General features: G+C 66.4%; 11 protein-coding genes and 1 pseudogene. 2 read left to right on the forward strand and 10 right to left on the reverse strand.

Going from position 1 to position 12706, the window contains the following annotated elements; translation table 11 throughout:
- Positions 1-72 precede the first annotated feature (72 nt).
- Together ACN0X6_RS16515 and ACN0X6_RS16520 are read left to right on the forward strand one after the other, a co-directional pair.
- On the forward strand, positions 73-1032 hold the full coding sequence (locus tag ACN0X6_RS16515) for a 2-oxoglutarate and iron-dependent oxygenase domain-containing protein (protein WP_417705549.1): 960 nt from the start codon (positions 73-75) through the stop codon (positions 1030-1032).
- 652 nt (positions 1033-1684) lie between these two features.
- A pseudogene (locus ACN0X6_RS16520) lies at positions 1685-2626 on the forward strand (adenosine deaminase); the annotation flags it as partial.
- Between the two features lie 5 nt (positions 2627-2631).
- Here ACN0X6_RS16520 and ACN0X6_RS16525 read toward each other — a convergent pair.
- The 10 genes from ACN0X6_RS16525 to ACN0X6_RS16570 all read right to left on the reverse strand — a co-directional run bounded on the left by ACN0X6_RS16525 (position 2632) and on the right by ACN0X6_RS16570 (position 12688).
- Positions 2632-3168: a cytochrome b/b6 domain-containing protein gene (locus ACN0X6_RS16525; RefSeq protein ID WP_417705550.1), complete on the reverse strand. Its 537-nt coding sequence runs from the start codon at positions 3166-3168 to the stop codon at positions 2632-2634.
- Positions 3168-3434, reverse strand: a complete 267-nt coding sequence (locus ACN0X6_RS16530) for a PepSY domain-containing protein (protein ID WP_417705552.1) — start codon at positions 3432-3434, stop codon at positions 3168-3170. The genes ACN0X6_RS16525 and ACN0X6_RS16530 overlap by 1 nt, the downstream gene beginning before the upstream one ends.
- A 263-nt stretch (positions 3435-3697) precedes the next feature.
- Positions 3698-5788: a TonB-dependent copper receptor gene (locus ACN0X6_RS16535; protein WP_417705554.1), complete on the reverse strand. Its 2091-nt coding sequence runs from the start codon at positions 5786-5788 to the stop codon at positions 3698-3700.
- 62 nt (positions 5789-5850) lie between these two features.
- Positions 5851-6225: a DUF2946 domain-containing protein gene (locus tag ACN0X6_RS16540; protein ID WP_417705555.1), complete on the reverse strand. Its 375-nt coding sequence runs from the start codon at positions 6223-6225 to the stop codon at positions 5851-5853.
- Entirely contained in the window at positions 6225-6719 is a 495-nt protein-coding gene (locus tag ACN0X6_RS16545; RefSeq protein WP_417705557.1) for a copper chaperone PCu(A)C, read from the reverse strand. The genes ACN0X6_RS16540 and ACN0X6_RS16545 overlap by 1 nt, the downstream gene beginning before the upstream one ends.
- 74 nt (positions 6720-6793) lie before the next feature.
- A complete protein-coding gene (locus ACN0X6_RS16550) occupies positions 6794-8203 on the reverse strand; it encodes a PepSY-associated TM helix domain-containing protein (RefSeq protein WP_417705558.1) in 1410 nt (469 codons plus the stop codon).
- A gap of 81 nt (positions 8204-8284) precedes the next feature.
- Positions 8285-8671: a DUF2946 domain-containing protein gene (locus ACN0X6_RS16555; protein WP_417705559.1), complete on the reverse strand. Its 387-nt coding sequence runs from the start codon at positions 8669-8671 to the stop codon at positions 8285-8287.
- A 166-nt stretch (positions 8672-8837) separates the two neighbouring features.
- The gene (locus tag ACN0X6_RS16560; RefSeq protein ID WP_417705561.1) at positions 8838-10097 is read right to left on the reverse strand and encodes an NAD(P)/FAD-dependent oxidoreductase; all 1260 of its coding nucleotides are present in this window, start codon (positions 10095-10097) and stop codon (positions 8838-8840) included.
- A 3-nt stretch (positions 10098-10100) separates the two neighbouring features.
- On the reverse strand, positions 10101-11678 hold the full coding sequence (locus ACN0X6_RS16565; protein WP_417705562.1) for an aldehyde dehydrogenase (NADP(+)): 1578 nt from the start codon (positions 11676-11678) through the stop codon (positions 10101-10103).
- 62 nt (positions 11679-11740) lie between these two features.
- On the reverse strand, positions 11741-12688 hold the full coding sequence (locus ACN0X6_RS16570) for a dihydrodipicolinate synthase family protein (RefSeq protein WP_417705564.1): 948 nt from the start codon (positions 12686-12688) through the stop codon (positions 11741-11743).
- Between the last annotated feature and the right edge of the window lie 18 nt (positions 12689-12706).

Raw genomic sequence — 12706 nt, forward strand, 5'->3', positions numbered from 1 at the left:
ACGCTTCACCAGAAGCGTCCTTTTTCGCTGCCCTGGGTACGAGAAGACTCGCAGCAACACCCCGGAGCTTTTATGAACAGCCTACCCATCATCGATATCGCCCCTCTCTACGCCGACGACGCCTCGGCCTGGCCCGCCGTGGCCGAGCAGATCGACCGCGCCTGCCGCGACTGGGGCTTCTTCTACATCGTCGGCCACCCCATCGGCAGCGAGCGCATCGACGCCCTGCTCGGTGCAGCGAAGCGCTTCTTCGCCCTGCCCGCCGAGGAAAAACTCAAGATCGATATCACCCGGACCACCCACCACCGTGGCTACGGGGCGATTGCCACCGAGCAGCTCGACCCAAGCAAACCGAGCGACCTCAAGGAAACCTTCGACATGGGTTTCCACATGCCCTCCAATCACCCCGAGGTGCTGGCCGGCAAACCGTTGCGCGGGCCGAACCGTCACCCGGACATGCCCGGCTGGGCCGCGCTGATGGAACAGCATTACGCCGACATGCACGAGCTGGCCAAGACCCTGCTGCGCGCCATGGCCATGGCCCTGGACGTCGAGCACGACTTCTTCGACGCGCGCTTCCATGAGCCGATCAGCGTGCTGCGCCTGATCCACTATCCACCGCGCCACACCGCCAGCAGCAGTGATCAGCAAGGCGCCGGCGCGCACAGCGATTACGGCTGCATCACGCTGCTCTACCAGGACGATGCCGGCGGCCTGCAGGTGCGTGCGCGCGATGGCGAATGGATCGACGCGCCGCCGATTGCCGGCAGCTTCGTGGTCAACATCGGCGACATGATGGCGCGCTGGAGCAACGACCGTTACACCTCCACGCCGCATCGGGTGATCAGCCCGCTGGGGGTGGATCGCTACTCCATGCCGTTCTTCGCCGAACCGCACCCGGACACGCTGATCGACTGCCTGCCGAACTGCTCCAGCGCAGACGCGCCGGCCAAGTATTCGCCGGTGACCAGCGCCGAGTACCTGCTGTCGCGCTTCGCCGACACCTATGCCTACCGCCGTGAGGAAGCGTAGGGCTGATGATGGCTCCCACGCTCCCGCGTGGGAGACCAACCCGGGACGCTCTGCGTCCCTCAGACGCGGAGCGTCTGCGAGGGCATTCCCACGCGGAGCGTGGGAACGATCAGTCCACCTACGCTGCCGGTCCGTAGACGCAGCACGATCCTGTGATGATGGCCCACGCTCCGGCGTGGGAGACCCGCCTGGGACGCTCTGCGTCCCTCAGACGCGGAGCGTCTGCAAGGGCGTTCCCACGCGGAGCGTGGGAACGATCAGTCCACCTACGCTGCCGGCCCACCGGCGCAGCACGATCCTGTGATGATGGCTCCCACGCTCCGGCGTGGGAGACCCGCCTGGGAAGCTCTGCGTCCCTCAGACGCGGAGCGTCTGCAAGGGCATTCCCACGCGGAGCGTGGGAACGATCAGCCTACCTACGCTGCCGGCCCACCGGCGCAGCACGATCCTGTGATGATGGCTCCCACGCTCCCGCGTGGGAGACCCGCCTGGAACGCTCTGCGTCCCTCAGACGCGGAGCGTCTGCGAGGACATTCCCACGCGGAGCGTGGGAACGATCAGTCCACCTACGCTGCCGGTCCGTAGACGCAGCACGATCCTGTCTCAGCGGTTAAACTTTGCCGTCACCGAAGCCTGACAACGAGAACCGACCATGCCCGAATGGCTCAACGCCCTGCCCAAGGCCGAACTGCACCTGCACCTGGAGGGCTCGCTGGAGCCTGAGCTGCTGTTCGCCCTGGCCGAACGCAACCAGATCGCCCTGCCCTGGACCGATGTCGAGACCCTGCGCGCGGCCTACGCCTTCAACAACCTGCAGGAATTTCTCGACCTGTATTACGCCGGCGCCAACGTGCTGCGCACCGAGCAGGATTTCTATGACCTGACCTGGGCCTACCTGCAACGCTGCAAGGCGCAGAACGTCATTCACGTCGAACCTTTCTTCGACCCGCAGACCCACACCGACCGTGGCATTCCCTTCGAGGTGGTGCTGCGCGGTATTCAGCAGGCGCTGCTCGACGGCGAGAAGCAACTGGGCATCAGCCACGGCCTGATCCTCAGCTTCCTGCGTCACCTGCCCGAGGAAGAAGCCTTCAAGACCCTGGAACAGGCCATGCCGTTCCGCGATGCCTTCATCGGCGTCGGCCTCGACAGTTCGGAGAAGGGCTTCCCTCCCCGACTGTTCGAGCGGGTGTTCGCCAAGGCTCGTAGTGAGGGCCTGCACGCGGTGGCGCATGCCGGCGAGGAGGGTCCACCCGAATACATCTGGGAAGCGCTGGATTTGCTCAAGATCAGGCGCATCGACCACGGCGTGCGCGCCATCGAGGACGAGCGGCTGATGCAGCGCATCATCGACGAGCAGATCCCGCTGACCGTCTGCCCGCTGTCGAACATCAAGCTCTGCGTGTTCGAGCACATGGGCCAGCACAACATCCTCGAGATGCTCGAGCGCGGCGTGAAGGTGACGGTGAACTCGGACGACCCGGCCTACTTCGGCGGCTACGTCGGCGAGAACTTCGCCGCCCTGCACGAACACCTGGGCATGACCGAAGCCCAAGCCAGGCGCCTGGCGCAGAACAGCCTGGACGCGCGACTGTGGTATCAGTGTTCCGAGAGCTTGCGCCGCTTGCCGGTCACCATCGACAGCGGCAGGTTCTCGCGCAGCCGATAGCTCTCGAACAAGGCCGCGGCGATATGCAGGCCGACCAGCGCCATCAGGCCGTTGGCACAGAATTCATGGATCTGCAGCGGCAGGTCAGCGCCCCAGAAGTAATCGACCTCCTCCATCAGAAAGCCGGTCACCCCCAGGCCGAGCATCAACGCCATCATCAGGAGCATCACCAGCGCGCCCAGCGGCGAATGCCCCAGGCGGTGATACGGCTGCCCGCAAACCAGTGCGCGCAGGTGCTCGCTCAAACGCGCACGGCTCGGCCAGAAATCCGCCCAGCGCGCCGCCGGCGTGCCGACGAAACCCCATACCAGGCGAATCGCCAGCCAGGCCACGGCGTAATAGCCGAGCCAGCGATGCCAGCTCTCGCCCTCTTCGGTGAAGAAGTAGTTGGCCAGGAAAGCGCCGGCCAAGGACCAGTGGAACAAGCGCACCACTGGGTCCCACAGGCGTGTGGTCGGTGCGCTCATCAGCTTTCCACGTCACTCTTGATGGCGTTACCGCTGACCGGGTCGAAGTAGATCTCGACCTTCTTGCCGTCCTTGTTGAAACCGTAGATTTCGTAGCAGTTGCCGTCAGTGACCTTGAACTTGTTGATCTCGTAGCCCTGGGCCTTGAGGTCGGCCTGGAACTTGTCCTGATCCTGCCACTGAGCCTTGTCGGCGGTGGTGCATTGAGTGGCGGCGAAGGTCAGCGGGCTGGCCAGAGCCAGGGACAGCAGAAGCAGTTTGTGCATGGTGGAGTCCTCTTCGATGCAGGGGAAAGTGTGTCTGCGGGGACTACTCTGGCGCCTGAACCTTAAGACTCTATTAGCGCATGCAAATCAGTAGCCCGGATGCAATCCGGGGAGGTCGGCAGGGAAACTCCCGGATTGCATCCGGGCTGCGGTGCTGCGAGCCGCGTTCGGTGAAAGGAAAACTGTCAGTTTTGCGGTGTATTCGCCCCTCTCCCCCAACCCCTCTCCCATGAATGGGAGAGGGGAGCAACAGCACTGAAACGTCAGAAGTCGAAATCCACCTTGGCCCAGAGGGTGCGGCCCGGCTCGTCGATGCGGGTCTCGGCCGGGAAGCCGAAGCCGGCATCACCAGCCAGGTTGAGGTGCTCGGCGTAGCGCTTGTCGAGCAGGTTATCCACACCGGCGCTGAGCTTGACCTGCTGGCTGACGCGGTAGGCGCCATTGAGCGAGAGCACGCCGAAGCCGGCACTGTCGCCGAAGTCCTGCCCCACCACGTTGCCGCGCCCTTCGGCGATGCGGCCCTGGCCGTCGACCACACGCCACAGCGCGCCGACGCTCCAGTCGTCGCGCTGGTAGGTCAGGCCCAGGCGCGCTTCCAGCGGCGGCATCTGCGGCAGTGCTTCGCCATCGCTGCTGTTCTTGCCCCAGGCGTAGGCCAGGGTCGCGTCCGCCTTCCAGCTGGAATCGAAGGCATAGGCCACACCCAGCTCGCCCCCCATGATGCGCGCATCGACGTTGTCGGCCTGGGTGCTCATGCCACGGTAGTCGAACAGGATGTAGTCGCGGATCTGCCCGGCATAGGCGGAGGCCCAGGCCTGCAGCTTGTCGTCCTGATACTGGATGCCGATATCGAGCTGGGTGGTCTTCTCCGGCTCGATGCCAGCGAAGGCGTTGTCCGCGCCGGCCGGGCCGTTGAGGCCGGCGGAGAACAGCTCCCAGTAATCGGGGAAGCGCTGCACGTGGCCGATGCCGGCATAGACGGTGGTCGGCGAGCCGGACAGGTCGTGCTCGTAGCGCACGAAACCACTGGGCAGGGTATCGGCACGGGTCTCGCCCGCCGTCGGGTTGGGCCGCGACATGCCCATCATGTTGCTGAAGTTCTGCCGGTAGTCCTTGGCCGAGGCGCGATCCAGGCGTGCGCCGGAGATCAGCCGATCACGTTCGGCCAGGCGCCAGGTGGCTTCGGCAAACACGCCGTAGTTGTGCATCCGCGCGTCCTTGTCCCAGGGGGAGCGATCGGCGTCGACATAGGGCATGCCCATCATGCCGCCGCTGGAGCTGCGCTGGCGGTGCTCACTGCGCTGCGCATCGACGCCGGTGATCAGCTCGACGTCGTCCCACTTCCAGGTCGCGGCCAGGCGCGCGCCCAGGGTGCGACGGTCGACCTGCGCCGCCATCGGCCCGGCCATCATGCTGCTCGGGTCTGGCACGCGCAGGCGGAAGTTGTCCATGATGTGGTCGGCGTAGTTGTAGTAGACCTTGGCCTCGACCTTGTCCAGCACGCCGCCGAGGTTGCTGCGCTCGATGCGCAGGCCGAGGCTTTCGCGCTTGAACTGGGTGCCGTCCATGCCACGACCGCCGTAGCGCGCCTCGCCATCACCACGGCCAGCCGTGAACTCGATCAGGGTATCGGCATCCGGCGTCCAGCCCAGGGCCACGTCACCGTTCCACTTGTCCCAGCGCGAGGCGATGGTGTCGCCGTCACCGTTGTCGTAATCGTCCGACTGCGAGCGGTTGCCCATCACCCGCAGGTAGCCCTGCTCGCTGCCGACGGCGCCATCGATCAGGCGGTCGAAGCGGCCATTGGAGCCGGCCAGCACACTGGCATGCAGGCGCGTGCCCAGCTCGCCGAAACGCTCCGGTTCGCGGTCGAAACGTACCACGCCAGCGGACGCGCCCGGGCCCCAGATCACGGTTTGCGGACCCTTGGTGACGGTCAGCAGATCATAGGTTTCCGGCGAAATGTAGGAACTGGGCGCGTCCATCCTGCCCGGGCAGGCGCCGATCATCTGCCCGCCATCGGTGAGCAGCAGCAGGCGCGAGCCGAACAGGCCGCGCAACACCGGATCGCTGTTGCTGCCGCCGCTGCGAATCGCGGAGAAACCGGGAATGGTCTTGAGGTAGTCGGCTGCATCGCTGGCCGGCACCGGCTGGCGCGGGTCCTTGGGGTCGGCCACCACGGTCAGCGGCGAGCTTTGCTGGATCGCCGTGATCACACTGGGTGGCAGTTCGTGCACAGGCGCCTCGGCAGCCTGCAGGGCCGTGATGGAACACAGGCTGCAGGCGACAGCCAAGACGGACAGGGGAAAACGAGGGCGCACGGAAACAGCGCCCGAAACGAAGGAAACGGACATGCGAATACCTGAAAAGTCGATTGGCGAAGAGGCTTGGTCATTGCCTCATGAGAAGGGTGACTTCAGGCGCGCATCGGCGGTGCGCGTGACAACGCGTGTGGGAAATGAGCGCGAGGCAGCGGCTGCGTCGGCTGCACGCTGCCCGTTTGATGAAGTGGGCCCTGCCACCCTGCAACCGGTAAGCTGTCGTCGGCCAGCGCCGGGCAGTGGGAGAACAACGAACAGTAGCCGCAGGCATCCGCCTGCAGCACCGGCAGGCCCCTGTCGAGCGAGACCGGCACACTGCCCGAACCGTCATGACAGCCAAGCTCGTTCAGCCAGCGCCAGTCAGCCGGCTCGGCACGCAGTTGCGACGCCAGTGGCGCCAGCACGATGAGGACGAACGCCAGCAGCCCAAGCTGGGCGGCGAGCGTGCGTCTGCGTGCCGTGCACAGCATCAGTGCTGATGCTTGCCGTGGTCGTGAGCGTCGCCATGTTCATGGCCTGCCGGTGCATCTTTCTGCACGGCAACTTCGACCTCGACAGCACCGGCCTTCTCGAAGGTCAGGGTCAGCGGGAAGCGCTCACCGTCCTTGGCCTGTTGTTTCAGGTTGAACAGCATGACGTGGTAGCCCATGGGTTCGAACTTCACCTCGCCACCCGCGGGGATGGCCACGTCCTGCACCTGCTGCATCTTCATCACACCACCTTCATGCACGTGCTCGTGCAACTCGGCCTTGCCGGCTACCGGGGTGCTCACGGCGAGCAGGCGATCCGCTTCGCTGCCCTTGTTGTGGATGACGAAGTAGGCGGCGGCAGTCGGCGCCACCGGCGGCATCTCGCGCGACCAGGGATGGTCGATATGCAGTTGGCCGGCTTCGTACTCGTGGGCCTGCACCAACAGCGTCGGCAGCAGCAGGGTCAAGCCGAGCAGGGTTTTCTTCAGGGTCATGGGGTATTGCCTCCTGGTTTGGAATCGAATCATGGGTCGAGCCTATGAGGTCTTGCGACGATCAAACTGTTCACTCATGCCAGCGGCCGGGTCGATGGCCGCAGTTGGCGAAAGCGCGAGAGTAGCCCGTCAAGAACGAAGACCAGCAGCAGCGAAGCGCCGACCAGCGGGAAGATCGCGCCGAGCACGATCATCAGGCCGATGGCGGTCTTCCAGCGCGGCAGGTCGTGGCGCAGCGGCGGCACACCGAAGCGTCCGGCCGGGCGGCGTTTCCACCACAGCACCAGGCCGCTGACGGAGCTGAAGATGATCAGCAGACAGACCGCCGCCATCAGCAACTGGTTGGCCAGGCCGAACAGCTTGCCCTCATGCAGCATCACCCCGGTTTCCACGGTTTTCGCCACCGGGCCGTAGTCCTGCCAGCGCACGTCGGCGAGTACCGCACCGCTGTATTGATCGACATGCAGCGTGGCGTCGTTGCGTGGGTCGTCGGCGAACAGCGCGACGGTGTAAACGCCCCGCTCGCCCTGGGGCAGGCTGATGCTGTAGCCAGGCTGGACCCCGCGCTCGGCGGCGCTGTCGAGCACATGCTGCAGCAGGCTGGCGGAGGCAGCAGCGGGCTGATGCCCGGCATGCCCCTGATGCACAGCATGCGGGTCGGACGCTGGCAGCGGCGTGACTTCCACCGCCCAGGCCACGGTCTGCTGGCTGCTGCTGTTGAGGCTGCCGGTCAGTTGCCCGGACCTGGGCACGTCATCCCACATCGCGGCGGGAAAGTGGTTCCAGGCGCCGGCAAACTGCGCGCCCCAGTAGCCCGTCCAGGTCATGCCGGTGAGCAGCATGAACAGCAGCAACGCGCTGCCCCAGAAGCCCGTGACCGCATGCAGGTCGCGCCACCACAGGCGCCCGCGCGCGCTCAGACGTGGCCACAGCACGCCCGCCCCGCTGCTGCCGCGCGGCCACCACAGGTACATCCCGGACACCACCAGCACGATGCCCCAGCCTGCGGCCAGTTCGATCAGCCGGTCGCCGACGGTGCCGATCAGCAGATCACCGTGCAGCTTGCGCACCACAGCCTGCAGGTTCCACAGCGCATCCTGGCTGCCAAGCAGGTGGCCGTTGTAGGGATCGACGAACAGGTTCAACGCCTGGCCGTGCTGATCGATCACGAACTGCGCACTGCGATCCGCCGCAGCGGGCGGCAGGTATTGGCTGATCGCAGCCTGCGGGTAGGCCTCGCGGACGATGGCCAGTTGCTGATCGGCACTGAGGCGCTGCTCGGCGACCGGCACCTGCATCAGATCGGCGTACATCCAGGCGTCGAGCTGCGGTTTGAACAGGTAGATGATCCCGGTGATCGACAGCAGGATCATGAACGGGATGACGAACAGCCCGGCATAGAAGTGCCAGCGCCAGGCCAGGTTGTAGAACGACGGGGCCGCACGCTCACGGGTAGGTGCAGTGCAATCGGGGGAAGACGCCATGAAGCTTTCTCCAGCCCGCCGCAGTCGTGGACACACGGCGAGGCATTCGCATGATAGGGACGCCCTGAGCGGGCGGACGGATCAGGCGAGCAACGGAGAAGCGCGAGGGTTGGCAGGAGGCCAGCGATAACGGTCGAGCCGCGGCAAATGCAGCGCGGACAGCGGCCAGTTGCGCTCGGTGGCAAGCAGCCCGAGCAAGCCGAAGAAGGCGGCGAGAATGATCGCGCTGAACAGGCTGGCCAGGGCGCAGTTGGCGCCGGTAGCCGGGTTCGACGCGACGATGCCGGAGCCGTCGAGGTCGGCGCCAGCGCCGAAGTTGCCATCGAACGAGCAGTACTGGCCGTCCAGACCGCTGAGCTGCATGCCGGCCATCTGGCCGTGGCTGATCGCGCAGACGAACGCACTGAACAGGATGCTGAAGTACAGCACCCAGGCGGTCAGTGAGCGGTCTTTGCGGGCCAGTTTCATGGGGCGCGACTCTAAACAGAGGATGGCAGCGCGACACTGCGGTGCGTTGCTGCAGGCATTGCGTACGAGAGTCTAGCAAAGTAATGGGAGTGGGGACTTATCGGCGCTCAACACGATCGGGCCGGCACCGACCGGCCCGTGATCGTGCGATTCGTGCCGCCGTCAGCTAACCAGCGAAACGCCCCAACCGATAGGCCGCAAGCTCCGGCAACGCTTGCCCCCGAGCCAGCCCGGCAATGTGTTCGGCAGTGATGGCGGCCTGCGTCAGGCCCAGGTGCTGATGGCCAAAGGCGAGCAAGACACGCCCCTGCTCGACCTGATCGATGACCGGCAGCGAATCCGGCAACGAAGGCCGCATGCCCATCCATGGGCTGGCGCCCTCGAGGTTCAGCTCATCACGAAACAACCCATCGCTCAGACGCTGCAACTGCCAGGCACGGGCCATGTTCGCAGGCTTGTTGAGCCCGGCGAACTCCACGGTGCCTGCCAGGCGCAGGCCGTCCTGCATGGGCGTCATGATGAAGCGACGCTCGAAGGAGGTGACGGCGAAGGGTAAGCGCCCCTGCTCCCGGGGCAGCATCAGGTGATAGCCGCGCTCGGTATCCAACGGCACCCGCCTGCCGGTGAGGCGCGCGGTGAGTGCCGCCGAATGGGCACCACAGGCCAGCAGCACCCGGCGCGCGCGCAGCGTGCCACCATCGAAACGCAGCGCAACGCCGTCGGGCAACAGGTGCCCGTCCACCACCCGGCGCTGGTGGAACACCACGCCCAGAGCTTGAGCGGCGCGGGCCAGCTCACCCACCACCCGGTAGGGATCGATGAAGTGCCCGGTGGCGGGAAAGAACAGCCCGCCGCGCAGGCCATCGCTGAGTGCGGGCAGCGCCGCACGCACGGCTTGCGCGTCCCAGTAGTCGACCGGCACACCCTGCGCCGTCATCCGCGCCTGCAGGGCCAGCAGCGCCGGGCGCGATTGCTCGTGCTCATAGGCCAGCAACGAGCCGTCCTCACGCAACAGCTCTGGCCGTCCGATGGCCTGCAAGGTACGCCGCCAGGCGCTCAGACTGGCCTCGTTGAGCGCACGCAGCCCGGCCACGGTACGCGCGAACGGCGCGGTCCGCAGATTGAGCAGCAGCCGCAGAAACCAGGGCGTGGCCCGCGGCAGATAGGTCCAATCCAGACGCAGCGGCCCCATCGGGTCGAGGAGCATGGCCGGCAGGCGCTTGAGGATGGAGAAGTCGGCAATCGGGAACACCTGCTCGGTGGCCAGGTGCCCGGCATTGCCGAACGAGGCACCCTGCCCCACGCCATCCGGGTCGAAGACCTGCACCCGCAGCCCCTGACGCGCCAGTTGCAGGGCGCAGGCGACACCGACGATACCGGCGCCGACCACGGCCACATCGACATCGACCGACAGGTGATCGCTCATCGATCAGACCTCCCGCTCGCCGTCGATCAGTCGCCGCAGCCCCAGCGGATTGGCGTCACGCAGGGCCAACGGCAGCAGCACATCCGGGAAGCCCTGCAGGCACACCGGCCGCAGGAAGCGGCGAATGGCGGCCGTGCCCACCGAGGTGGAGCGCGCATCCGAGGTGGCCGGGAACGGCCCGCCGTGAACCATGGCGTCACACACTTCCACACCTGTCGGCCAGGCATTGACCAGCACCCGACCGGTCTTGAGTTCCAGGGTCGGCAACAGGGCATGCGCCGCATCGAAGTCGGCAGCGTCCAGTTGCAAGGTGGCCGTGAGCTGGCCTTCGAGCGCGTCAAGCAGACGGCGAACCTGCGCCGCGTCGTCGTACTGCACCAGCAGCGCCGCCGCGCCGAAGACTTCGCCATGCAGAGCAGGGTCGGCGAGGAAGGACTCGGCATCCGTTACGAACACCTGCGCCTGGCCACGGTTCGGCCCGTCTCCCGGCAAGCCGCTGGCGACCTTGCTCACCTGGGGGTGTGCAGCCAGCGCCTCGACACCGACGCTGAATGCCTGGTGGATACCCGGCGTGAGCATCACCTGTGCCGGACACTGCCTGAGCTGTTCAGCCACCGCGCCGAGAAACGCATCCAGCGCCGCGCCGCGCGGGGCAAGCAGCAGGCCCGGATGGGTACAGAACTGACCGGCGCCCAGGGTCAGCGAAGCGACGAAGCCCTGGGCCAGTTCCTCGCCACGCGCCTTGAGCGCTGCCGGAAACAGCAACACCGGGTTGATCGAACTCATCTCGGCGTAGACCGGGATCGGCTCGGGCCGGGACTGGGCCGCCTGACACAGGGCAAGGCCGCCACTGCGCGAACCGGTGAAGCCGACCGCCTTGATACGCGGATCACCGACCAGGCCGAGGCCGACCTCGCGCCCTGCGCCGAACAGCAGCGCAAACACACCCTCGGGCAGACCGCAGCGCGCCACTGCCTGACGCACTGCCTGGCCGACCAGCTCACTGGTGCCGGGGTGAGCGCCGTGGGCCTTGACCACTACGGGACAGCCCGCCGCCAGCGCCGAGGCGGTGTCGCCACCGGCCACGGAGAACGCCAGGGGGAAGTTGCTCGCGCCGAACACCGCCACCGGCCCCAGTGGCACCTGGCGCTGACGCAGGTCGGGTCGAGGCTGGGGTTGACGCTGAGGTTGCGCGCGGTCGATGCGCACGTCCAGCCACTCACCCGCGCGCAGGGTGCGGGCGAAGGTCCGCAGTTGCTGGCAGGTACGCGCACGCTCGCCCTGCAGGCGCGCCTGGGGCAGGCCGGTCTCGGCCATGGCCCGCTCGATCAGCGCCTCGCCCAGGGCTTCGATGGACTCGGCAATGGCCTCCAGAAAAGCCGCGCGGGCTGACGGTGTGGTCTCTCGAAAGTCATCGAAGGCGGCCCAGGCCAGGGCACACGCCTGCTCCACCTGCGTGCGAGTGGCGCCGTGGTAGGCAGGCTCGAGGGCCTGGCCGGTGGCGGGATCGATGGCGTGAAACGCCTTGCCGACGCCGGGCACGGCCGCGCCGCCGATCAGCATCTTGCCTGTAAGAGTCATGGTGCATCCTTAGCGTTCAGGGGTTGGCCCCGCCGTACCGGCGGTCGGCGGGGCGGGCGAACTCAGGCGAGGTCGTGTTCGGCCGTCCAGTTGGCATACCACTGGCGGAACAGGCTGTACTGCTGCTCGGCATAGCGGCGCTGGGAGTCGCTGAGGGCATCGCTCTCGTTGAAGTGCAAGCGGTACTCGCGGTCGCCGTTGAGCACCATCAGGTACTTGTAGAACAGCACCAGATCGCAGCCTTCGTCGAAGGACGAGAGCACCTCCAGCGCAGCACTCAGCTCCAGGGCCAGGCGCCGTGCGCGCGCGTCGCCACTGGCAGCCTGACGACTCAGGGCGACCAGTTGCAGCACTTCACGGGGCAGCACGTTACCGATGCCGGTGATGGTGCCGGTGGCGTTGCAGTTGACGTAACCATGGAACACCTGAGTGTCGACACCGGCCATGAGAATCACGTCGTCATCGCGGCAGGTGATGTGCTCGGCGGCGTAGCGCATGTCGGCCGCGCCACCGAACTCCTTGAAGCCGATCAGGTTGCGGTGCTGCCCGCGCAATTCGAAGAACAGATCGGCGCGGGTGGAGAAGCTGTAATACGGGCTGTTGTAGATGACCGAAGGCAGCTCCGGCGCCGCCTGCAGCACGGCGCTGAAGTGCGCCTTCTGCGCCGCCGGCGAGGCCGCACGGGAGAGCAGGCGCGGAATCACCATCAGCCCGTGGGCACCCACCCTGGCTGCGTGGGCGGCATGCGATACCGCCTCACGGCTACTCACCGCCCCCGTGCCGACGATGGTGGGCACGCCAGCCTGCACCAGACGCGCCACCCCTTCCTGACGTTGCGCCTCACTGAGCAGCGGCCAGTCACCCATGGAGCCGCAGTAGACCACGGCGCTCATACCGGCCTGGATCAGTTCGCGGCCCTTGGCGACCAGGGCATCGTAGTCGGGTTGACGCGTCTCGGTGCAGGGCGTCATGAGGGCGGGAATGCAGCCACGGAAGATATCGATATTCATGCTGTCGCTCCTTGAGCA

Origin of the sequence: Pseudomonas sp. (genome assembly GCF_048269965.1) — a bacterium.
In the GTDB taxonomy this organism is placed as follows: domain Bacteria; phylum Pseudomonadota; class Gammaproteobacteria; order Pseudomonadales; family Pseudomonadaceae; genus Aquipseudomonas.